Raw genomic sequence first — 21,053 nt, 5'->3', positions numbered from 1 at the left:
GCGTCGTCACGCTTTTGCCCGGCCCTCGCCGAGAGGCTGTCGTGCCACAGGAGTCCCATCGACGGCTCGTGGAGGAGCTCACGAGCCGGGGGTACAACGCCGAGCGCGAGGCGGTCACGCTGCTCGCGAACGCCGGCCAGCCCGAACTCGCGGCGGAAGCGGCCGCCGACGCCGCCGGCGACGCGTTCGTCGTGACCGTCGAGCACGCCCGCACGGCGCTCGAGGACGATCTGCTCGGCGGCGACCCCCAGCGGGAGGCGACTCCGGACGATCCGACCCACCCCGAAACGCCCGAGGGCGCCCCCGACCTCGCGGAGCAGGCGCCGACGGATATGGGCGGCGAGAACGACCCCACCCCCGCGGACGAACTGCTGCGCGACGACGACTCCGCGGCGGAGTCCGCCGACGGAGACGGGAGCGACACCAGCGTTTCGACTGGAACGGAAAATACGAAAAACCGGGCGAAAGAGTCGGGTAGTGGAGCCGAAACAACGGGGTCTGGAGCTTCTTCATCGGCGACCGCGACTACCGACGCCGATCGTTCGGTATCGGCGACCGCGGCTGCCGACGCCGATAGTCCGTCATCGGCGACCGCGGCCGCCGACGCCGTGGGTGACCGCTCCCCGCCCGCCCCCGAGATTTCGAACGACGTGACCGGTCGCTCGACCGGCACCGGCGAGTACGCGGAGTTCGTCGGCACCTTCCAGGATCGCTACGAGCGCCTTTCGGGGCTCCTGCGCGGTCGCGTGAACCACCGGCCCGCCGAGGCGATCCAGTCGATGCCCGGCGGGAGCGACGCCGAGATGATCGGGCTCGTCGACGACATCCGGTCGACGGCCTCGGGCCACTGGATCGTCGAACTGGAGGACACGACCGGCACGTTCCCCTGCCTGATCATGAAGGACCGGGCGTTCGCGCCGCTGGTCGACGACCTGCTGCTCGACGAGTGTCTCGCGGTACAGGGGACGCTGGCCGACGACGGCGGGATCATGTTCGTCGACTCGCTGCACTTTCCCGACGTGCCTCGAACCCACAAACCGAACACCGCGGACCGCCACGTCCAGGCGGCGCTGATCTCCGACGTGCACGTCGGCAGCCAGGAGTTCGCACAGGGGGCGTGGGACCGCTTCGCGGAGTGGCTCCACACCTCCGAGGCCGAGGCCGTCGAGTACCTCCTCATCGGCGGCGACATGGTCGAGGGCGTCGGCGTCTACCCGGACCAGGACGAGGAACTCGACGTCGTCGACATCTACGAACAGTACGAGGCGTTCGCGGAGGAGCTCAAGAAGGTGCCCGGCGACATGGAGATCGTGATGATCCCGGGGAACCACGACGCCGTCCGGTTGGCGGAGCCCCAGCCCGCGTTCACCGAGGAGCTCCGGGACATCATGAGCGCCCACGACGCACGCTTCACGGGGAACCCGTCGACGGTGACCGTCGAGGGCGTCTCGGTGCTGATGTACCACGGCGTCTCGCTGGACGAGGTGATCGCCGAACTCCCCGCGGAGAAGGCCAGCTACGACGAGCCACACAAGGCGATGTACCAGCTGCTGAAAAAGCGCCACGTCGCCCCGCAGTACGGCGGTCACACCCGGGTCGCGCCCGAGGAGAAGGACTACCTCGTCATCGACGAGGTGCCGGACGTGTTCCACACCGGCCACGTCCACAAGCTCGGCTGGGGGAAGTACCACAACGTGCTCGCGGTGAACTCGGGCTGCTGGCAGGAGCAGACCGACTTCCAGAAGTCCGTCAACATCGACCCCGACTACGGCTACGCGCCGATCCTCGACCTCGACACGCTGGACATGACGGTGCGGAAGTTCGTCTGAGCGGCGGGGTTCGTGTCGTGTCCACACGGAGGGACTGAACCGCCCGAGTTTATGCCGTTCGCAGTTCCACAACCGATAATGCCCATCGAGGACCGCGACCAGGCCTCCCTGGTCACGCACGCGCTGGCGAAGGACACGCTCTCGAAGATCCGCGACGTGGAGACCGAACAGGTCGGCTTCCGCAAGGGCCTCGTGAAGCTCGGCCGGATCTGTGGCTACGAGATCATCGACGGCGCGATGGAGACGGAGTACGTCCCCGTCCAGACCCCCCTGACCGAGACCACCGGCGAGCGCGTCAAAGGGCTCGACGACGTGGTGATCATCAACGTCCTGCGGGCGGCGACGCCGTTCGTCGAGGGGCTGCTGAAGGCGTTCCCCGCGCGAAGCAGGGCGTCATCTCCGCCGGCCGCGACGAGGAGGCCGGAATGGACGACGACGGCACGTTCCCCATCACCGTCGACTACGAGAAGCTCCCCAGATCACCGACGACGACACCGTGATCGTCGCCGACCCGATGCTCGCGACCGGCTCGACGATGTGTACCGTGCTCGAGAACGTGCTCGACGCCGCCGACGACGAGCCGGAGGACCTGTTCGTCCTCTCGGCGGTGTCGGCGCCGGAGGGACTCATCCGCGTCAACGAGGAGTTCCCGGAGGCGGACCTGCTGACTGTGTCGATCGACGACGAACTCAACGACGAGGGGTTCATCGTCCCCGGCCTCGGCGACGCCGGCGATCGATCGTTCCGGACGACGTGAGGAGGAGAGCGAACTCGCCTGCGCCCCCGAACCGGCCGCGTGACGCCGACGGATCCGGCGACGACGGGCACCCGCGCCTACGCTGACGAGTCGCGCAAGCGGTCGTAGCCGTAGAGCCCGCCACTGGCCAGCAGCAACACGAGGCCGACCGCCGCGACACCGAGCCCGACGACGAAGCCGCCGAATGCTGGTCCGAAGTCGTCGACGTGGCCGTAGACCCTGATACTGTACAGCGTGTCGCCCTTGTGGACCGGCGTCGGCAGCTGGTCGACGTAGGGCTCGTCGACGTGTGGCCGGTACCCCCGCCCTCGCCGGTCGAGTTATCGACGATACGGTCGACGGTGCGCTGCTCCCCCGCCGAGAGGGTCGCGTAGCGTGGCGCACGGTCCGCGATGGCGTCGGCGACGGGACGGAGCGAGACCTGCTCGGCGCGGACCACCGACCCGTTCTGCTCGACCGAGAGCCGGTAGTAGCCGTCGGGTTCGGTGTTGTCGTTCGTGTCACGGACGAACTCGTTGGCGGCGCCGATCTCGCGGAGGTCGGCGCGGGCATCGGGGTCGTCGACGCTGGCCGAGCCCTCGCGCATCGCGGTCACCAGCGCCGCGAGGGTGGCGTTCGGCGCCCGGTAGTCGTCGCCGTAGCGTGCCGTGATGCGATAGTCCGCGATCGTGACCTCGTGGCCGTGGGCGTCGACGAGCCGCTTCCGGTCCGAGGCGTCGTCGAGGTTGATCGGTTCCGCGGCGTATATCTGGGAAGTTCGTTCGGGCGGGGACGTGGCCTCCGCTGCCCAGCCGAGGTAGTACGGCGCCGGCAGACAGAGCAGGCCGACGACGGCGAGCAGGAGGGCGACTCGGCGGCGGTCCATCGCCCGGTGGTTCCGCCGGTCGAAGTAAATGCCTTCTGGGCTACACGAGCGAGCCGTTACCGACCGTACAGTGCATATCGAGGCGGCTATCGCGGGTGAGGAGGCCACACCGAACCCCATCGCTTCGGATCGAGACCCGCCGAGGGGTGGTCGGTCGCCGGCCAGCGGAAGGCGTCCCCCGGAGTGCTCGGGAGCGCTCCGGAGCCGTTTCGAGCGGTCTCACGGCCCGTGGGCCGAGTTGGTTGCTACCGAATAGCGTGCCAGCGAACCCCCTCGCTTCAGTTCGAAACCGGGGGCAGGGAGTCCGTCTGACGACCACGTGAAGCGGCCCCCTGAAGAACTACCGAGAGCTACCCAGTTCTACTCCTCGCTCTCGTCGTCGCCGTCCTCCTCTTCGCCCGCAGAGAGCCCGTCGTTGGCTTCACGGTCAAGTGCGCGCTCGGCGTCCTGATGCTCGCTGTAGCCGTCGAACCAGCGGGCGATGCGCTCGATGCGGTCGACGATGTGGCCCGGCTCGCCCGAACGGGAGAGTTCGTGCCCCTCGCGCGGGTAGCGCACGAACCGGGTATCGGTGCCCTGCTTGCGGAGGATCCGGTGCCAGAGTTCGGCCGTGCAGACCGGCGTCCGGTAGTCGTCGTCGGAGTGGATGAGCAGCGTCGGCGTGTCGACCTGGTGGGCGTGGCCCATCGGCGACTTCTCCCAGAGGAACTCCGGTTCCTCCCACGGCGTGGTGTCGAAGTCACCCTCGACGAGGCTGTAGGCGCCGTCCGTGGAGCCGTAGAACCCCGTGAGGTCGTAGACGCCGCGCTGTGAGACCGCGGAGGTGAAGAAGTCGGTCTGGCCGACCGCCCACGACGTCATGAAGCCGCCGAAGGAGCCGCCGGTGAGGTGCACGTCGTCCTCGTCGACGTAATCGCGCTCGGTCAGCAGGTCGACGCCGGCCATCACGTCGGTCAGGGTCACGTCGCCCCAGTCGCGCTCGATCGCCTGCATGTAGTCCTCGCCGTAGCCAGTCGAGCCGCGGGGGTTCGACCAGAACACGACGTAGCCACGCGCGGCGAGCGTCTGGAACTCGTGCCACATCGTCCCGGCAGTGGTCCACATCGCGTGGGGGCCGCCGTGGACTTCGACGGCGAGGGGGTAGCTGTCGTCCTCGTCGAAGTCGTCGGGGGTGATCGTCCAGCCGTGGACCTCGCCCTGTTCGGAGTTGAAGTGGAGCTCCTCGGGCTCCTGAACCTCGACATCGTCGAGGTAGTCGTCGTTGAGTTCGGTCAGCCGGCGACAGCCCTCGCGGGAGACGCCGGTGCCACCGTCGAGACCGGGCTGGTCGGCGTGCTGGCGGCTGCAGACGAACACGTCGCCGGGGTGGTCCCACTCGCTCATCGCGAACGCGAGCTGGTCCTCGCCGACGTGGGCCGCGCTGACCGCGCCGGGGCGGACGACGCGGCTCGGCGCCTCGTTGGCGTCGCCGGGCGCACACCAGACGCTGGTCTTGCCCTCGTCTGGTGTCGAGAAGTAGACGTGTTCGCCATCGGGGCCCCACTGTGGGGCGGCCTCGTAGCCCAGCCCGCGGTCGAGCTCCTCGGAGATCCACGCCACGTCGCCGCTGGCGACGTCGACCGTCTTGAGCTCGGTCGGCTGGATGCTCATCTGGTCCTCCTCGCTGTAGAGGAAGGCGACGCGGCCGTCGCCGTTGGCGGCGATGCCGGCGCCCCAGCCGCTGGTCTCGTGGACTTTCTCCGCTTCTTCGGCGTTGGTGTCGTAGGCGTAGATGGAGTACCGGTGGGAGTCGTCCGGGTCGTCGCCGACGTCCTGTGCGGTGTAGTACAGCGTCGACGCGTCACCCCACTCGGGGCCGCCGAAGTCCACGTCGCCGTCGGTGACCCGCTCGACTTCGACGTCGTCGACGCCCGCCAGTTCCGTGCCCACGTGGGCGACGTACACGTGCGAGCGCGCGCCGTCGAAGTACTGCTGGGCCGTGCGGTAGACGGTGCGGTCGATGACCCGTGGGTCCGGCGTCTCGCGCTCGTACTCGTCCTCCTCGGAGATGTCCACGTCGAGGCCCTCCTCGCGCTCGTCGGCGGTGGTCGACTGCGTGAACGCGATCCGGGTGCCGTCGGGCGACCAGCTGATCCCCTGGACGCCGGCGGGAACCTCGGTGACCTGTCGGCCCTCGCCGCCGCCGACGGGGATGATCCAGAGCTGCGGCCGGTCGTCGTCCTTGCCGCGGTTGGAGACGAAGGCGATGCGGTCGCCGGAGGGCGACCAGCGGGGCTGGCTGTCGCCACCCTCGCTGACGGTGAACTGGCGGGGCTCCTCGCTCCCGTCGCTGGGGACGAGGTGGACGGTGGACTCGTAGCTCTCGTCGTCGTCGGGAACCTTCCGGACGAACGCCACCTCCTCGCCGTCGGGCGAGAGGCGCACGTCGCCGGGTTTGGCGATGTCGTGGAAGTCGGCAGCCTCGATGCGTGCCATGCAGTGACGGGCGGCCCTACGGACCGAAAGGGTGTCGGTTGCGGCCGGTCCGGCCGGGGGCGCGGACCCGGGCGGGAGGGCCAGTCAGAAGGCCTATGGACGCCCCCGACAAGCCGGTAGCAGATGAGCGCTGGCGAAGGTCCCCCGCCGGAGCCCCCCGCCGAGGACGACGAGCCGGACGGGCTACTCCAACAGTTTCTGACCGCCGAGAGCGGCCCGCTGATGTTCGCCCGTGAGATGCTGACCAGCATGGCGACCGTCGCGCTGGTCGGACTGTTGCTGTTCGGGGTCAGCGGCGTCTGGCCGCCGATGGTCGCCGTCGAGAGCGGCAGCATGGACCCCAATATGCAGAAAGGCGACCTGATCTTCGTCACCGAGCCCGGTCGGTTCGCCCCCGACGCTGCCCGCGAGGACACCGGCGTCGTCACCCACCGGGTTGGCGAGGAGGTGGGCTACAAGACGTTCAACGACTACGGGACGGTGATCGTCTACGACAGCACGGGAAACGTCGGGCCGCCGATCATCCATCGCGCCCGGTTCTGGGTCGAGGAGGGGGAGAACTGGTACGACGAGGCCAACAAAGCGTGGGTCCAAGGCGCCAGCAACTGCGAGGAGATGGACAACTGTCCGGCCCCCACGCGGGCTTCATCACGAAAGGTGACAACAACGCGTACTACGACCAGACGAAGAACATCAGCCCGCCGGTGAAGGCCGACTGGGTCGTCGGCACTGCCAGAGTCCGGGTCCCCTACCTCGGCTGGGTCCGACTGGGCTTCTCGGGCGCCGCGACGCCGGGCCCGGTCGGCGCCATCGAAACCGCGAGCGCGAACGCGACGGCGGTGAACTCGCCCGAGAACGCCACCGTTTCGAGTCCAGCCGAAACAGTGGTCGCTGCCGGTAGTGGTGGGACTGGTCCGGCGACAGCGCCGGCCGTCGTTGGATGACTGGTTCGAGGTAACCCCCACCGTTTCGAGTGGAAACGGCGCGTGAACGAGCGAACGCGTGGTCAGTTGTCGAAGCGGGCCTGGACGAACGGCTGGGCGTTCTCGATGTCGCCGAGCCGGGAGTCCGAGAGCAGGACGTGTTCGGTCTCCTCGATCGGGACCGACAGCGAGATCTCCTTCGTGCGGCCGTAGCGCCCCTTCGAGACGACGACGGCGTTGACGATCCCCAGCATGTCGAGTTCGCTGATGAGGTCGGTGACGCGGCGCTGGGTCAACACGTCGGCGTCGATCTCCTCACAGAGCCGCTTGTAGATGTTGAACACCTCGCCGGTGTTGATGTTGTGGACGCCGTTTTTCTCCAGGAGGATCGTCGCGAACAGGACGATCTTGCTCTGGGTCGGGAGCGTCCGGACGACTTCGACGACGCGGTCGAGTTCGATCTTGTCCTGGGCCTGTCGGACGTGCTGTTCCTCGACCGTCTCGGCCTGGCTCCGTTCGGCGAGTTCGCCCGCGGTCCGCAGGAGGTCGAGTGCGCGCCGGGCGTCGCCGTGTTCCTGGGCGGCGAACGCCGCACACAGCGGGATCACGTCGTCAGTCAGCGCGTCGTCTTTGAACGCCACGTCAGATCGGTGCTGGAGGATGTCCCGGAGCTGATTGGCGTCGTAGGGGGGAAGACGATCTCCTCTTCGCCCAGACTCGACTTGACTCGCGGATCGAGGAAGTCGGTGAACTTCAGGTCGTTGGAGATCCCCATGATCGAGATCCGTGACGTTTCGAGTTCGGAGTTCATCCGGGAGAGGTTGTACAGCGTGTCGTCGCCGGATTTCTCGACGAGCTTGTCGATCTCGTCGAGCATGATGACGACCACGCGCTCGTGGTAGTCGATGGCGTCGAAGAACTTCGTGTACACCCGGTCGGTGGGCCACCCGGTCATCGGGACCTCCTCCATCTCGTCGCGGTCGGCCTCCAACTCGGCGATCGTCTCGTCGACGGCCTCGATCGACTCGAACTCGGTGTCCGCGAGGGCGTCGTCACCGTCTGTCGCAGCCGAGCGGAGCTCGCGAAGCTCCTCGAGTCGGTCGGTGACGATCTCGCGGTTCTTCTCGATGAACTTGTTCGCGAGCTGGGCGAGCACGCGATACTGCGTGTCGGTGATCTCGCAGTTGATGTACTCCACCTCACAGGGCACGTCGTACTTCTGGGAGGTGGACTCGAGCTCCTGGCTCACGAACTTCGCACTCGCGGTCTTCCCGGTTCCGGTCTTGCCGTAGATGAGGATGTTCGAGGGGGTATCCCCGCGCAGCGCGGAGACCAGAATGGTGGCCATCTGGTTGATCTGGTCGGTCCGGTGGGGGAGTTCGTGGGGCGTGTAGGAGGGTCGGAGGACCTCCTTGTTGCTGAAGATCGGCTCCCCCGCCATCAGGTCGTCGAACAGCCCCTGACTGTCGCCGTCGTCCTCCAGCATCCGATCGATGTCGACGCCGCCGGTGTCGAGGTCGACGGAGGTGCCGACGCTGTCGACCGAGTCGTCGGTCACGGGCTCGCCGCCGGTGTCGAGGACCGACGCCGGGTCCGCCCCACCGTCGTCGGTCTCACTGTCGTCAGCCGTATCGTCGGCTGTCACGCCGCCGGCCGCTGGATCGTCATCGTGCTCGCTGTCGCTCTCTGCGGCGCTGTCGGTCGACGCGTGATCGTCCGTGGCGTCGGGGTCAGGGTCGCTGTCCCTCGCTTCGCCAGCCACGGTGTCCGCGGGCACGTCCTCGTCGTCGCGTTCGTCGTCACGCTCCTCGGTTCGCTCCCTGTCGTCCGCGATCGGCCAGCTATCGTTCGGATCGTCCGCTTCCTCCGCCGGACCTGTGTCGTCGGTGTCGTTCATTTGGATACCCCTGCGTTTCGAGTGGAGAACGGCATCCGGAATCGGTATATCCGCCGTGCAACCGCCTGCAAGACCCGATTCAGCGCGACGTGTTCCGAACTGCCGTCCAGTTGATGCACTCGAACCAAATGAATAGGGGTACCAAAAACCTGTCCCTGTTGAAACGGTACTGCGCCGGGAGATCACGGCTCACCGAACACTGAGCCGCTGTGCGGTAATCTCACCATACCCCGTCGCCTTCCCCGATATTTCGGGAGGTTCACTACTCGAGTCGGGGTGAGCTCCGGGTCGACGCTGTCCGAGCTGATCCGGTCGCGGCCTGCAGTCGCCGTCGCTTCACGTGGAGTTGAAACGGAGCACGTAGAGTTGAAACGGAGGGCCGGGATAACCTGTCCAGGAACGGACGGACGTCGATGTGAACTGCAGCGGAACTGCACCGGACCTCGTTTGGGAGCACCAACAGCACGGAGGACAATCGAGTGGATCGGTGGGTGGACCTGAAACGAGGGGGAGGCCGGACCCCCCACCCCTTCGTTTCGCCTGGAACACGGAAACGACGGGGGTGGGGGTCGAGAAGCGGCAGGAACTGCCCTGACACGAGCGGTAGTTTTACTACACACGACGATAGATTAGTCCGTACTGCAATCTCTATCTTTTCTTTATTGGGCGTCTGGTTTGATTAGTTACGTGTCTCGCCGACAGCTCGACACCCCACCCCTCCCTGATCCGGTTCTCCACACGAAACAAGGGGGAGGGGGTGTTCGATGCCGTTCCACGAAACGGATATTCGCCTGATCGACGATCTCCCGACCGGTATCGAGAGAATTCGGAGTCGCGCCCTCGTTCCGAACGACCCCACACCCCCATTTCGAGTGGAAAACTCTCCGCCAAGCGTCGGGCGAGAACTCGTTTCGAACTCCTGATTCAGTATATTCGACATGTAGATTGGCCAACCGTCGTTTCCGGAATCGACGCCGATCGGGGGCGTCGAACCCCGTCTGACGCCATTCTTAAGTGGATTGCCAGCACTACTCTGGGTAACAGCCCCCTACTGTAGTGGGGCAGGAGATAAGGATGGGTCTGCTCACGAGTCTGAAAGACAGCATTACGCGGGTCACCGACGGCCTGTTTGCCTCAGCGGAGCCGAAGCGCATCGGGATCTACGGCCCGCCGAACGCCGGAAAGACCACGCTGGCGAACCGGATCGCCCGCGACTGGACCGGCGACGCGGTGGGCCCGGAGAGCCACATCCCCCACGAGACACGGCGAGCGCGCCGCAAGGAGGGGGTGACTATCGAGCGCGACGGGAAGGAGGTCACTATCGACATCGTCGACACGCCCGGGGTGGCGACGAAAGTCGACTACGAGGAGTTCCTCGACCACGATATGGAGAAGGAGGACGCCGTCCGGCGCTCCCGGGAGGCCACCGAGGGCGTCGCGGAGGCGATGCACTGGCTTCGGGAGGACGTCGACGGCGTGATCTACGTGCTCGACAGCACCGAGGATCCGTTCACGCAGGTGAACACGATGCTGATCGGCATCATCGAGAGTCAGGAGCTGCCGGTGTTGATCCTCGCGAACAAGATCGACAAAGAGGAGTCGGACATCCAGCGGATCGCGAACGCGTTCCCGCAGCACGAGACCATCCCCTGTCGGCGCTCGAAGGACAGAACATGGACGAAGTGTACGAGAAAATCGCGGAGTACTTCTCCTAACAATGCCCGAAGTAACCAGCGGCGACGGCGACGGAGGACCCACCGAGGGTGAGGACGGCCCCGACGACGGTGTCCGGGTCGACATGATCAGCGGCGCCCGGATGGAGGGGCTCACCAGCATGGAGAAGATCCGGCTGATCCTCGACGGCGTTCGTGAGGGCAACATCGTGATCCTCGAGGAGGGACTCACCCCCGACGAGGAGTCGAAGCTGATCGAGGTCACGATGACCGAGATCAGCCCGGACGAGTTCAACGGGATCGAGATCGAGACCTACCCCAAATCGAGTTCGGGCAACCCCGGACTGTTCGACCGACTGATGGGGAAAGAGGACACCCAGAAGCTGACGGTGATCGGCCCGGCCAATCAGATCGAGACGCTGCACAAAGACGAGAACCTCATCAGCACGCTCGTCTCGCGCAAGTAGGCCCGTGCCTCACGAGTGTACCACCTGCGGCCAGCAGTTCGACGACGGCTCCAAGGAGATGCTCTCGGGCTGTCCGAACTGCGGCGGGAACAAGTTCCAGTTCAAGCCGCCGAATCGGGACTCCGAGCCCGACGAGCCGGCGTCGATGGGGGAGTCCGGCGAACCGGCGTCGACGGCCGACAGCGACGCTCCCGAGGGGGAACCGACCTCGACGGCCGAGCAGTCGGACGCCGTCTCGACGACCGAGCCGGCAGCAGCAGCGTCGCCGACCGAGCCAGCCGAATCGCTGTCTGACCCCGGGTCCGGCGGGGAGATAGATCTTCCCGACGACACCGCACATGCTGCCGACGCCGCGGGCGAGGAGGCGGCAGACGCCGTCGACGCCGACACGACCGCCACCGCGGGTGCCGACGAGGCGCTTCGGGACGCGGAGGAGTTCCGGGACGCCGAGATCGCAGACGAGACGGGCGCGGAGAACAGCGCCCAGCGGGACGCGCGCTCGGCCGCGGCGAGCCCCGACGAGATCGACGACGCCCGCCGGCAGGTGTCCGATGCCGAAAGTCAGGCGTCACGGGAGGAAGCCAGCCGCGGCCGCGGGACGCCACAGGGGCCACCGGCGGAGACGCCGTCGGGGTCGGATCCCGACGAGTTCGACCTCTCGGGGGCGCTCGGACCCGACGACCCCGAGCCGGTCGAGAAACAGCCCGTCGCGGGCTCGGCGCCCGAACGCGAGGAGCCGGTGACCGACGAGGACACCGATCTGCGGGCGCTCCGCGAGGAGCTCAACCAACAGTTCGAGAGCATCAAGATCACCGCCCCGGCCAGTACGAACTCAACCTCATGGAGCTGTACGACCGGAAGGAGTACATCATCTCGCTCCAGGAGGACGGCCGGTACGTGATCGAGATGGCCGACGACTACGGGATCGACGAGGACTGAGTCCGCAGTCGCCCGCTTTCAGCAACTGTTAACAGCGGTGCGGCCGGAACAGCGAGTATGAGCACGGCGACGAAGATCGTCACCAGCACAGTCGGCCTGTCGGCGCTTCTGGCGCTCGCTCTGGTCTTCCAGATCGTTCTCTCGAGCGGCGCCTGATGTTCGCCGAGCGGACGCTCGCCCCGCCGGTCCAGCGACTGCACCGCGAACTCACCCCCGAGGTCCCGTTCTCGACGTGGAGCAGGACTTCGAGACGCTCCCGCCCGCGGTCGCCGAGGAACTGGGTCTGCTCGTCGATGCGTTGGATCCGGCCGCCTTCCCCGAATCCTGGCTGCCAGCGAACGCCCCCGCCCAGTTGACGGCGTACGCCGGCGCGCAGTTCACGATCGGGCTGCCCGGCGACGGCACGGTCGTCTGGACCCGACAGACCGAGCCGCCGACGGTTCTGGTCAAGGCCCGCGCCGCAGGAACCCCCGAGGGGTTCCGGTCGTTCCTCATCGCGGAGGCGCTGGTCGAGATCGACGAGGGCGTTCCCGAGAGCTTCCTCCCCTTCTTCGGGAAGCGCTACACGGAACTCGACGACGCGCTCGGGCTCGGCGGCGCGGCGACGTACCAGGTCGCGATGGCGCTGTTCGAGGCCTGGGTCGGGCTCCACACCCGCGAGCGGTTCCGCGCCTGGGCGGGCGAGCACGACGACCTCCACGCGGCGTGGGACGACGCCGGCGATCGCCTCGTCGGCCGGATCGAGGAGTTGCCGGGCGAGGTCGCCCGCGGCGAGACGACGTTCCCCGCGGCGACTGAGCTGGCGTGTTCGGCCGTGAAACACGGGCTCGACCTGCCGGCGCCGTTCGCGGCGCTGGACACGCTGGCCTACCGCGACCACGGCGCGGAGTACGCGGTCCAGTGGGCGGAGAAAACCGTCGACGCGCTGACGGAGTAGCGCGGTCGACGGCTACGGGACGCCGTCGACGACTACGGCACTTTCGACGCGTTCGGGCGTTTCGCTTCTTTCGATTGTTTCGACTGCAGCCACGGCTTCGACTGCACGAACCGTTTCGACTGGAACGAGCGCTTCAACTCCGCCGCCGACCCCTGCTGCTTCGAGTGGAACAGGAACTGCCCGCGAGAACTGGCTGAGTCAACTGAATCGACGACGACCGACGCGGCACGAGCCTACTCGGTGGCTTCGTAGCTCACGTTGCCGTCGTCGTCGAGGGTGACGGTGCCGTCGAACAGGTCGGCGAAGGTGGCGACCGTCTCGTCGTCGTGGACCTCGCTGGAGAGGTGGAACAGGCAGACGGCGTCGTGTTCGCGCACGAGTTCGATCAGTCGCTCGGCGGCCTCGAGCGCGGCGGCCTCGTCGCCGTAGTAGGCGAGTTCTGAGAGCGAGTCGAACGTGATCCGGCGGCGGCCTTCGGTGCTCTCGAGGAACGACGCCACGTCCTCGACGATCCCCTCCACGTCGTCCGGGCCGGCGGCGTAGTGGATGTTCGGCGCCGACCGGCGGGAGTACCCGCGCTCGATCGAGAGCGTGTCGAGGATCACCGCGCGGGACTCGTCGACCTCGTAGTACTCGAGCTTCTGTTCGACCTCCCGGGCGGTGGTCCGGGTGGAGATCACCAGGAATCGGTCGGTGTCGGCGCTGAGGAAGTCCGTATCGACGCGGTCGGTCTCCCCGATACTGGGGTGGAGCAGCAGCAGGGCGGTACCGGCCGGGACGGTCTCGGGTGCGCCGTCGATGGCGAGGTCGTACTCCATAGGCGGTAGTACACCGGCGGAGACTTGAAACTCGCGGCGAGGGCACGGATCGGCGTCGGCGGTCGGCGGCCCGCCCGACCGGGAGCCGAACCCGTTTTGCCGGGGACGATCCAACGCCGCCCATGAGCGTTCGCGAGGAGTTCGACGCCTGGGCCGCCGAGGGCCGCGAGCAGGGGATGGAAGAGCGCCACTGGCACACCGCGCGGCCGATACTGGCCCGGATGCCCGTCGAGGACGGCGACACCGTCCTCGACCTGGGGACCGGCAGCGGGTACGCCCTGCGCGCGCTGCACGAGCGGGGTATCAACGCCGCCTACGGCCTCGACGGCTCGCCCGAAATGGCCCGAAAGGCCGACGGCTACACCGACGACGGCGCCGTGGGCTTTCTCGTCGGCGACTTCGACCACCTGCCGTTCGCCGACGACTCGATCGACCACGTCTTCTCGATGGAGGCGTTCTACTACGCGAACGACCCCCACCACGCGCTCGAGGAGATTCGGCGCGTGCTGAGCCCCGGCGGGACGTTCTACTGCGCGGTGAACTACTACGAGGAGAACGTCGCTTCCCACGAGTGGCAGGCGAACATGGAGATCGAGATGACTCGCTGGGACCGCAGCGAGTACCGCGAGGCGTTCCGCGACGCCGGCCTGCACGTCGCCGAGCAGGACAACGTCCCGGACCGTGAGGTCGAGATCCCCGACGACTCGGAGTTCCCTCACGAAGGGTTCGAGACGCGCGAGGCGATGGTCGAGCGCTACCGGACGTGGGGGACGCTGCTGACCGTCGGCGTCGCGCCCTGAGAACGCCCTCCAGCGTGTTCAACCGTCGCCGAGCAGTTCCAGCGTCTTCCGGTCGCGCTGGCCGTCGTAGTACGTTCGCAGCGCCGTCCGGAACGGGGCTTGATCGTCCGCGACCGCGTCGAACAGCGTCATCGAGGAGCGGAACTTCTTGTCGTCGGGCGAGCCGAATATTTCGCTGGCCGACCGCCCATCGACGGCGTTGACGATCCCCGTGCACTCGCGCAGCCGCGCCCCCAATACCGGGTGTGCGAGGTAGGCCTCGGCTTCAGCCCGTGAGGCGATCGCGTAGCGACGGGACATCTCGCTCCGGCCGAGCCCCTCGATCTGGGGGAACACGAACCACATCCAGTGGCTGCGCTTCCGCCCCGCCCGGAGCTCGCGCTTGGCGTCGTCGATCACGGGGTCCTGTGCCTCGATGAACCGCTGCAGGTCGTGGGGGTCGTCCGCGGTGGTCATGGCTCCCGGTCTGCGTCGGTGTGTCCACAGGAAAAGCTTCACCCCGACTCCGAGTAGGGTCAACACGACTCAGAGGGGGTTCACTCCGGCTCAGAGTGGATTCACTCCGGCTCAGAGTGGATTCACTCCGGCTCAGAGTGGATTCACTCCGGCTCGAAGTGAATTCTCCCCGGTTCGGAGTAGCGTTATTCAGGCCAGATCAGACGTGGGGCGATCACCGGGGGTCGACGCCGAGCCCCGTCGCGATCAGTTCGTGCGAGCGGAGTGCTTGCTCGTGGTCCGGCACCACGTGCTGGAGCATCACCTCGTCGACGCCGACGCGGTCGGCCAGCTGCTCCAGCAGCCCCGAAACCGTCTCCGGACTCCCCGAAATCGCACGCGGCCACTCGCCCTCGTCGAGCGTGGCCGGCGTCGGTTCCGGCACCCCGCCGAGTTCGTCGATCGCTTCCTCGACTGCGGGCGTCGACCCGAGCTCGCCGCGCTGCATGCGCTTGAACGACGCCTCCGCGACCGCCCGCAGGCGCGCCGCTTCCTCGTCGGTCTCGGCGGCGACGGCGTTGATCGCCACCATCCCCTGGGGCTCCTCGACACCGCCGGCCAGTGAGGCGGGCTCGAACGTCTCGCGGTAGGCCTCGAACGCCGGCACCGCGAACTGCGGGCGGATGAACGCCGCAAAGCAGAACCGCATCCCCAGCTTGCCGGCGATCTTCGCGCTCGAGGCGCTCGACCCCAGCACCCACGACTCGGGCTCGTCGGCGCCAGACCGCGGGATCTCGATGTCGGCGTACTGGTGGCCCGCCGGGAAGTCGTCGTAGAGGTGGTTCACGACCGCCTCGACCTTCTCGCGGTGGTCCTCGTCGGGGTTTTGGACGCGCCGACTGGTACCGAGCGCCCGATCCACCGCGGGCGAGCCGTTCGCGCGACCGAGTCCGGCGTCGATGCGCCCGGGTGCGAGCCCGTCGAGGACGCCGAACTGCTCGGCGACCTTGAACGGGCTGTAGTGGTTCAGCAGCACCGCACCGGAGCCCAGGCGGATCGACTCGGTCTCGCCGGCGAGGTGGCCCAACAGCACCTCCGGCGTCGTGCCGGCGAGGCGGCTGGCCATCCCGTGGTGTTCGGCGACCCAGAAGCGCTCGAACCCGAGCCGTTCGGCCTGCTTGGCGGCGTCGACGGTGTGCTCGTACGCGTCGGCTGCGGTACCGCCTTCGGGGACTGGCGAGAGGTCGACGGCGGAGAGCTTCATACCGAACGGCGGTGGCTGCGGGGGAAAACGGTTCGGCTACCGGCGTGGGGTGAGAACCGATCGGTGACCGGGCGAGGACCGATCAGCGACCGCGTGGGGATCGGCCGGCGACCGGATCAGTTGCCCGCGATCTGGCGGCTCCAGTCCTCGATCCAGCCCTGGAGGTTCCCCCGGAGTTCGTCGTAGCTGAAGCTGACTGCCTCCGGCGGGACCTGCGCGTACTGCTCGTACTCGGCGTGTTCCTCGCCGAACTCGGCGTCGGTGATCGCGGGGAACGCGACGTTGCGGACGGCGACCTCGGCTTGCACTTCGGGGCGGAGCATGAACTCCATGAACGACCGTGCCAGCTCCGGGCTGTCGCTGTTCGCGAACTGGGCCATCCCCTCGGGGTTGGCGTACCCCTGGTCGTTCAGGAACCGGATCTGGTGGCGATCCATGTCCTGCTCCGCGCGGTTTGCGTACACCTGATCCGTGGAGTAGGAGACGACCATCGGCGCCTCGTCGTTGCCGTAGGCGCTGTAGGCGTCGCCCCAGCTGCCGAGGATTCGCACGTCGTTCTCCTGGAGGTCAGCCCAGTAGCCGAGGTAGTTCTCCTCGCCTTTCGCCTGGATCGTGTGGAGCAGGAACGCCCGGCCGGTCGCCGAGGAGGAGGGGTTCTGTGCGATCAGATCGCCCGCGTACTCCGACTCCAGCAGCCCGTCGAACGTCTCCGGCGCGACGAACTCGTCGCCGTCGGCGGTGGCGTTCCAGACGAGGCTGATGTACCCCGTGTCGTAAGTGACCGCCCGCCCCTGCGGGTCGAAGTTCAGCCCGTCCTTGATGTCGGCGGTGCCGTCGAGATCCGGCGCCGTCGCGAACAGCGAGTCCTGCTCGAGGTTCTCGTCGAGGCGGATCAGGCCGTCGACGTTGAGCCCGACGTACACGTCGGCGTCGATCTCCACGTCCGCGTTCGCTCGCTGGATGTACTGATCGAGTTCGTTCGGCGGCGTCTGCCAGACGAGGTCTGCGTCGAACTCCGACTCGAAGCGCTGTTTGATCCAGCCGCCGGGGCTGGTGCTCACCGCGTCGATGAAGGAACTGTACGTCGCGACGACGAGCGTGTCGCTGGAGCGGTCGGTCGTGCCGACGGTCGTCGACGTGGTGTCGGTGGGGTCGGTCGTGTCTGTCGGCGAGTCGACCTCGTCGGCCGAACAGCCCGCGAGTAGCGCCGCGCCGGCCGCGCCGGCCGTCTGGATGAAGCGCCGCCTGTCGATTCGGTCTCGGCTCATTACCTGGTTGTTTCCCCCAGTAATAGTTAAGGGGTGCGATCCGGGGCGGTGTCGTCCGGGACAACGGTTTTGCCCGCCCGGGTTCCCGAAGAGGGTATGAACAGCGACTGGGGGGAGACCCGACTGCTGGTGCTCGCGCTCCTCGGCCTGACCGCGCTGTCGGCGGTCGTGCTGGCGGAGGTGCTGTACACGGTCGTGTTCGCCATCACGGTGGCGTACACGCTGTTCCCGTTCCGGCAGCTGCTGGTCGACCGGGGCCACTCCCGCCGGGTCGCGACGGCCGCGGTCACGGGCGTCGCGGGGCTGGTGATGGTTGGCGCCGTGGTACCGGTGGCGTACGTGCTCTACCGCCGGCGGTCGACGCTGCTGGATCTGGCACGCACGCTGCCGGACACCATCCCGATCGCCGTCGGCGAGTTCTCCTACGTGATCCGGACCACCCCCTGATCGCCGCCGCGGGCGACCTGCTGCGGGAGGCCGCGATCTCGGTCGCCAGCGCGGCGACGGTGCTCTCGCTGAAGGCGCTGTTGTTCGCCATCGTCGTGTACGGACTGCTCGCTCGTCCCGGCTCGGTCCGGGCGGTCGCGATCGGACTCGCTCCCTCCAGCGTCCACGGCGCGCTCGAGAGCTACCACGAGCGCATTCGGGCCACGCTGGTCGGCATCTACGTCGTCCAGGCGGCGACGGCGGTCGGAACGTCGATCGCCGCCTACGCCGTGTTCGCGCTACTGGGGTACGACGCCGCCATCACGCTCGCGATCGTCGCGGGAGTGCTCCAGTTCATCCCGGTCATCGGGCCGAGCATCGTCATCGCCACGCTCGCCGCCGTCGATCTCGTCGCCGGCAACGCGCCCCGGGCGACGACACTGCTGATCGTCGGCCTCGTCGTCGTCGGCTTCCTCCCCGACGCGGTGATCCGGCCGAACCTCGCGGCGGTCGCGGGCGAACTCCCGATCACGCTCTACTTCGTCGGGTTCGTCGGCGGCGTGCTCACGATCGGCCCGCTGGGGTTCGTCCTCGGGCCGCTGGTGGTCGGACTGCTCGTCGAGACGGTCCAACTGCTGTCGACGGCGCCGGGCGTCGAGGACGGGCCCGATCCGGACGACGTGATCCAGTCCGACCGCGAGGCCGGGATCGAGTAGCGGTCGCGGCCTACCCCGTCACCAGTTCCCCGCCGCGCTCCTGCCACTCCGTCAGGCTCCCCTCGTACAGATCGACGCTCTCGTACCCCAGCTGTCGAAGCACGAGGTACGTGTGGCTCACGCGCCGGGCCGTGTTACAGTACAGCACCGCCCGCCGCTTGGGGTCGATTCCGCGATCCGCGAGCAGCGCCCGGAGTTCGTCCGCGGGTCGCAGGCCCCGCCTCTCCTCGTCGACGAGCTCGCGCCAGTCGAGTTGAACCGCGCCGGGGATGTGTCCCTCTTCGAACTCCCAGTCCTCGCGGGTGTCGACGAGGGTCACGTCGCCGGCCTCGATCGCCGGCAGCAGCGCCCGAACCGTCTCGAAGTCGACCAGCGGCGTCTCGGCGTCTGGATCGCTCTCGTAGCTCGCGGCTTCGGGGTCGACCGTGTCGGTCGTCGTCTCGTGCTCGCGCTGCCAGGAACTGAAGTCGCCGTCGAGGACGTGGAGCCGGCCGGGATCGTGCCCCAGCAGTAGCGCCGTCACGACGAACCGTGCGGCGAACACCCCCTGTGTGTCGTCGTAGGCGACGATCTCGGCGTCGCTGCCGACGCCGGCATCGGCGAGCAGCGACTCCCACTCCGCCCGGGGCGGAAGCTTCCCGGCCTCGCCCTCGTCGGAGCGGAAGGCGTCGAACGGGACGTTCACCGCACCCGGCAGGTGGCCGATGCTGTCGTACTCCCAGGGCTCCCGAACGTCGACGACCGCGACATCACGGTCCTGGACCCACGACGCGGGGACGAATGGTTGCATGGACGAAGCGAGTGGCCGCCAGGACTTAGCCCTCGGGTTCGCGTCACACGCGATCGCCATCCGCGGCGCCGACGGCGGCGTCAGAGAGCGCGGCGAGAGCAACCGGGGACTGCTGGTTTAAGTTGATACCGGACTAACAAACGGACGAATCATGGTTTCAGACCCCGACTACGCGACAGATGCGCTCGTTTCCGCCGATTGGGTGGCGGAGCGCCTCGACGAGTTCCAGCGCGACGACCCAGACCTGCGGCTGGTCGAAGTGAGCGTCGACACCGAGTCCTACGACGACGAGCACGCGCCCGGTGCTATCGGCTTCAACTGGGAGACCCAACTCCAGGACCAGACCACGCGGGACATCCTGAGCAAGGATGATTTCGAGAGCCTGCTCGGCTCCCACGGCATCGCTAACGACTCGACGGTCGTGCTCTACGGCGACAACTCGAACTGGTTCGCCGCCTACGCCTACTGGCAGTTCAAGTACTACGGCCACGAGGACGTGCGCCTGCTCGACGGCGGCCGGGACTACTGGATCGAACACGACTACCCGACCACCACCGAGGAGCCGGCGTTCCCCGCCCAGGAGTACACCGCCCGCGGCCCCTTCGAGGACATCCGCGCGTACCGCGAGGACGTGGAGAACGCCATCGACCGCGGCGTCCCGCTCGTCGACGTGCGCTCGCCCGAGGAGTTCTCCGGCGAGGTGCTGGCGCCGCCGGGACTCAACGAGACCGCCCAGCGCGGCGGCCACATCCCGGGCGCCCAGAACATCTCCTGGGCCGCGACGGTCAACGACGACGGGACGTTCAAGTCCGCCGACGAGCTCCGCGAACTGTACGCCGAGAAAGGGATCGACGGCGGCGAGTCCGTCGTCGCCTACTGCCGGATCGGCGAGCGCTCCTCGATCGCGTGGTTCGCGCTCCACGAACTGCTGGGCTACGAGTCGACCGTGAACTACGACGGCTCCTGGACCGAGTGGGGGAATCTCGTCGGCGCGCCCGTCGAGACCGGCGACGCGGAGTAATCCGGCTCCGGCGAACGACCGCCGACGGCCGCCGTGCCGTCGGTTCGGAGCGCCACGCCGTGGCTGTGGCTCCCTCCCGGCGCGGGACGACGAGCACCGCTTCCGTGGGCTACAAGCGGCTGCTCGCCCACTGTCGGTGTATGAACGCCGACGAGTTCCGCGACGAGCTTCGGGACGCGCGCGACACCGAACTCTCGCGGCTCAGCTCCTCGAAAGCGGTGTACGCGCTCACCGGCGGCGAGATGACGGGCGCCGCGGTCCGGACCGGCACCGCCCGCGAACTCTCCGCCCTCGAACTGATCTTCGAGCGCTGGGCCGACGCGGCCGACGGTGAATCGGCCGAACTGTTCGCCGACGCCGCCGAGTTCGCGGCAACTTCTGCCGGTAGCTTCGACAGTGACGCCGGCGACGGCGCCCGCCACGTCGTCGCCGACGCGCTCGACGCGGAGCACGAGGTGGCGCGACTCGGCGCGGCCGCCGCCGCGTTCCTCGTGCTCGACGATCTCGCGGGACAACTGGTCGGCTTCTTCGTCGGCGACGCCGACCGCAAGAGCGCCGACGAGTTCCGGACGTTCCGGACGGAGCTGGCCGAGTACGGTGACGATGCCACAGGCCTCCTGGCTGCTCACTGTGAAAGTGAGGCCGACGAGGAGGCCGCCCGCGACGCCGGTGCCGCCGTCGTCGACGGTGCGTACGACTGGTACGTCGAGACGCTGGAGTCGATGGGCGTCGAGCCGAAGAACGTCTGCTGAC

General features: G+C 67.8%; 19 protein-coding genes and 4 pseudogenes. 15 read left to right on the top strand and 8 right to left on the bottom strand.

Annotation, left to right across the window (positions count from 1 at the left end; translation table 11 throughout):
- The first annotated feature begins 41 nt into the window (after nt 1-41).
- Together SY89_RS02330 and upp are read left to right on the top strand one after the other, a co-directional pair.
- Nucleotides 42-1,829, top strand: a complete 1,788-nt coding sequence (locus tag SY89_RS02330) for a DNA-directed DNA polymerase II small subunit (RefSeq protein ID WP_054582994.1) — start codon at nt 42-44, stop codon at nt 1,827-1,829.
- A gap of 78 nt (nt 1,830-1,907) precedes the next feature.
- Nucleotides 1,908-2,586 (top strand): annotated as a pseudogene (gene upp, locus SY89_RS02325) (uracil phosphoribosyltransferase).
- On the opposite strand, the gene SY89_RS02320 reads toward upp, so the two are convergent.
- Both SY89_RS02320 and SY89_RS02315 read right to left on the bottom strand, forming a co-directional pair.
- The gene (locus SY89_RS02320; protein ID WP_239685493.1) at nt 2,534-3,451 is read right to left on the bottom strand and encodes a hypothetical protein; all 918 of its coding nucleotides are present in this window, start codon (nt 3,449-3,451) and stop codon (nt 2,534-2,536) included. The pseudogene upp and the gene SY89_RS02320 sit on opposite strands and share 53 nt — an antisense overlap.
- A gap of 360 nt (nt 3,452-3,811) precedes the next feature.
- On the bottom strand, nt 3,812-5,926 hold the full coding sequence (locus SY89_RS02315; RefSeq protein WP_054582993.1) for a S9 family peptidase: 2,115 nt from the start codon (nt 5,924-5,926) through the stop codon (nt 3,812-3,814).
- 123 nt (nt 5,927-6,049) lie between these two features.
- Here SY89_RS02315 and SY89_RS02310 point away from each other — a divergent pair, with 123 nt between their 5' ends.
- Nucleotides 6,050-6,634 (top strand): S26 family signal peptidase, encoded by a 585-nt coding sequence (locus tag SY89_RS02310; protein WP_189319095.1) that lies wholly within the window; start codon nt 6,050-6,052, stop codon nt 6,632-6,634.
- Complete coding sequence (locus SY89_RS19250; protein ID WP_189319094.1) at nt 6,631-6,870, top strand: hypothetical protein; 240 nt, start codon at nt 6,631-6,633, stop codon at nt 6,868-6,870. Before SY89_RS02310 ends, SY89_RS19250 begins: the two co-directional genes overlap by 4 nt.
- A gap of 62 nt (nt 6,871-6,932) precedes the next feature.
- Here the strand turns inward: SY89_RS19250 and SY89_RS02305 are convergent.
- Nucleotides 6,933-8,746, bottom strand: a pseudogene (locus SY89_RS02305) (Cdc6/Cdc18 family protein).
- 1,074 nt (nt 8,747-9,820) lie between these two features.
- Here SY89_RS02305 and SY89_RS02300 point away from each other — a divergent pair.
- From SY89_RS02300 to SY89_RS02285, 5 genes and pseudogenes are all read left to right on the top strand, one after another.
- A pseudogene (locus SY89_RS02300) lies at nt 9,821-10,461 on the top strand (Era-like GTP-binding protein).
- Between the two features lie 2 nt (nt 10,462-10,463).
- Complete coding sequence (locus SY89_RS02295; RefSeq protein WP_054582992.1) at nt 10,464-10,886, top strand: DUF2073 domain-containing protein; 423 nt, start codon at nt 10,464-10,466, stop codon at nt 10,884-10,886.
- An 840-nt stretch (nt 10,887-11,726) separates the two neighbouring features.
- Nucleotides 11,727-11,825: a hypothetical protein gene (locus tag SY89_RS19470; protein ID WP_394325727.1), complete on the top strand. Its 99-nt coding sequence runs from the start codon at nt 11,727-11,729 to the stop codon at nt 11,823-11,825.
- A gap of 57 nt (nt 11,826-11,882) precedes the next feature.
- Entirely contained in the window at nt 11,883-11,981 is a 99-nt protein-coding gene (locus tag SY89_RS19785) for a hypothetical protein (protein WP_449271569.1), read from the top strand.
- Nucleotides 11,981-12,762, top strand: a pseudogene (locus SY89_RS02285) (DUF7089 family protein). The gene SY89_RS19785 and the pseudogene SY89_RS02285 overlap by 1 nt, the downstream one beginning before the upstream one ends.
- A gap of 233 nt (nt 12,763-12,995) precedes the next feature.
- Here the strand turns inward: SY89_RS02285 and SY89_RS02280 are convergent.
- Nucleotides 12,996-13,580 carry a DUF7090 family protein gene (locus tag SY89_RS02280; protein ID WP_054582990.1) on the bottom strand — a complete coding sequence of 195 codons (585 nt, stop codon included), beginning with the start codon at nt 13,578-13,580 and terminating at the stop codon, nt 12,996-12,998.
- A 122-nt stretch (nt 13,581-13,702) separates the two neighbouring features.
- On the opposite strand from SY89_RS02280, the gene SY89_RS02275 reads away from it, so the two are divergent.
- Nucleotides 13,703-14,380, top strand: coding sequence for a class I SAM-dependent methyltransferase (locus SY89_RS02275; RefSeq protein WP_054582989.1), 678 nt, complete (start codon nt 13,703-13,705; stop codon nt 14,378-14,380).
- A gap of 18 nt (nt 14,381-14,398) precedes the next feature.
- On the opposite strand, the gene SY89_RS02270 is transcribed toward SY89_RS02275, so the two are convergent.
- From SY89_RS02270 to SY89_RS02260, 3 genes are all read right to left on the bottom strand, one after another.
- The gene (locus tag SY89_RS02270) at nt 14,399-14,836 is read right to left on the bottom strand and encodes a DUF1810 domain-containing protein (protein ID WP_054582988.1); all 438 of its coding nucleotides are present in this window, start codon (nt 14,834-14,836) and stop codon (nt 14,399-14,401) included.
- Between the two features lie 214 nt (nt 14,837-15,050).
- Nucleotides 15,051-16,079: an LLM class flavin-dependent oxidoreductase gene (locus SY89_RS02265; protein WP_054582987.1), complete on the bottom strand. Its 1,029-nt coding sequence runs from the start codon at nt 16,077-16,079 to the stop codon at nt 15,051-15,053.
- 116 nt (nt 16,080-16,195) lie between these two features.
- Complete coding sequence (locus SY89_RS02260) at nt 16,196-17,332, bottom strand: thiamine ABC transporter substrate-binding protein (protein ID WP_054584648.1); 1,137 nt, start codon at nt 17,330-17,332, stop codon at nt 16,196-16,198.
- A 111-nt stretch (nt 17,333-17,443) separates the two neighbouring features.
- On the opposite strand from SY89_RS02260, the gene SY89_RS19245 reads away from it, so the two are divergent.
- Both SY89_RS19245 and SY89_RS19240 read left to right on the top strand, forming a co-directional pair.
- The gene (locus SY89_RS19245; RefSeq protein WP_321163881.1) at nt 17,444-17,794 is read left to right on the top strand and encodes an AI-2E family transporter; all 351 of its coding nucleotides are present in this window, start codon (nt 17,444-17,446) and stop codon (nt 17,792-17,794) included.
- Between the two features lie 59 nt (nt 17,795-17,853).
- Complete coding sequence (locus tag SY89_RS19240) at nt 17,854-18,489, top strand: AI-2E family transporter (protein ID WP_321163880.1); 636 nt, start codon at nt 17,854-17,856, stop codon at nt 18,487-18,489.
- A gap of 10 nt (nt 18,490-18,499) precedes the next feature.
- On the opposite strand, the gene SY89_RS02250 is transcribed toward SY89_RS19240, so the two are convergent.
- Nucleotides 18,500-19,279 (bottom strand): sulfurtransferase, encoded by a 780-nt coding sequence (locus SY89_RS02250; protein WP_054582986.1) that lies wholly within the window; start codon nt 19,277-19,279, stop codon nt 18,500-18,502.
- On the opposite strand from SY89_RS02250, the gene SY89_RS18940 reads away from it, so the two are divergent.
- From SY89_RS18940 to SY89_RS02240, 3 genes are all read left to right on the top strand, one after another.
- A complete protein-coding gene (locus SY89_RS18940) occupies nt 19,278-19,400 on the top strand; it encodes a hypothetical protein (protein ID WP_275575388.1) in 123 nt (40 codons plus the stop codon). The genes SY89_RS02250 and SY89_RS18940 overlap by 2 nt on opposite strands.
- A gap of 30 nt (nt 19,401-19,430) precedes the next feature.
- Nucleotides 19,431-20,300, top strand: a complete 870-nt coding sequence (locus SY89_RS02245; RefSeq protein WP_054582985.1) for a sulfurtransferase — start codon at nt 19,431-19,433, stop codon at nt 20,298-20,300.
- Nucleotides 20,301-20,365: 65 nt separating this feature from the next.
- Entirely contained in the window at nt 20,366-21,052 is a 687-nt protein-coding gene (locus SY89_RS02240) for a transcription antitermination protein (RefSeq protein WP_239685492.1), read from the top strand.
- Nucleotide 21,053 lies beyond the last annotated feature (1 nt).

This window comes from Halolamina pelagica (genome assembly GCF_001307315.1).
GTDB classification, from domain to species: Archaea; Halobacteriota; Halobacteria; order Halobacteriales; family Haloferacaceae; genus Halolamina; species Halolamina pelagica_B.
Note: the sequence above shows the minus strand (reverse complement) of the source record. Positions and strands in the feature narration are given on the sequence as shown.

Coding starts and splice junctions, on each gene's coding strand:
- SY89_RS02275 (WP_054582989.1), top strand. CDS start 13,703: ATGAGCGTTCGCGAGGAGTTCGACGCCTGGGCCGCCGAGGGCCGCGAG.
- SY89_RS02270 (WP_054582988.1), bottom strand. CDS start 14,836: ATGACCACCGCGGACGACCCCCACGACCTGCAGCGGTTCATCGAGGCA.
- SY89_RS02245 (WP_054582985.1), top strand. CDS start 19,431: ATGGTTTCAGACCCCGACTACGCGACAGATGCGCTCGTTTCCGCCGAT.
- SY89_RS02250 (WP_054582986.1), bottom strand. CDS start 19,279: ATGCAACCATTCGTCCCCGCGTCGTGGGTCCAGGACCGTGATGTCGCG.
- SY89_RS18940 (WP_275575388.1), top strand. CDS start 19,278: ATGGACGAAGCGAGTGGCCGCCAGGACTTAGCCCTCGGGTTCGCGTCA.
- SY89_RS19785 (WP_449271569.1), top strand. CDS start 11,883: ATGAGCACGGCGACGAAGATCGTCACCAGCACAGTCGGCCTGTCGGCG.
- SY89_RS02320 (WP_239685493.1), bottom strand. CDS start 3,451: ATGGACCGCCGCCGAGTCGCCCTCCTGCTCGCCGTCGTCGGCCTGCTC.
- SY89_RS02265 (WP_054582987.1), bottom strand. CDS start 16,079: ATGAAGCTCTCCGCCGTCGACCTCTCGCCAGTCCCCGAAGGCGGTACC.
- SY89_RS02295 (WP_054582992.1), top strand. CDS start 10,464: ATGCCCGAAGTAACCAGCGGCGACGGCGACGGAGGACCCACCGAGGGT.
- SY89_RS19470 (WP_394325727.1), top strand. CDS start 11,727: ATGGAGCTGTACGACCGGAAGGAGTACATCATCTCGCTCCAGGAGGAC.
- SY89_RS02280 (WP_054582990.1), bottom strand. CDS start 13,580: ATGGAGTACGACCTCGCCATCGACGGCGCACCCGAGACCGTCCCGGCC.
- SY89_RS02315 (WP_054582993.1), bottom strand. CDS start 5,926: ATGGCACGCATCGAGGCTGCCGACTTCCACGACATCGCCAAACCCGGC.
- SY89_RS19245 (WP_321163881.1), top strand. CDS start 17,444: ATGAACAGCGACTGGGGGGAGACCCGACTGCTGGTGCTCGCGCTCCTC.
- SY89_RS02310 (WP_189319095.1), top strand. CDS start 6,050: ATGAGCGCTGGCGAAGGTCCCCCGCCGGAGCCCCCCGCCGAGGACGAC.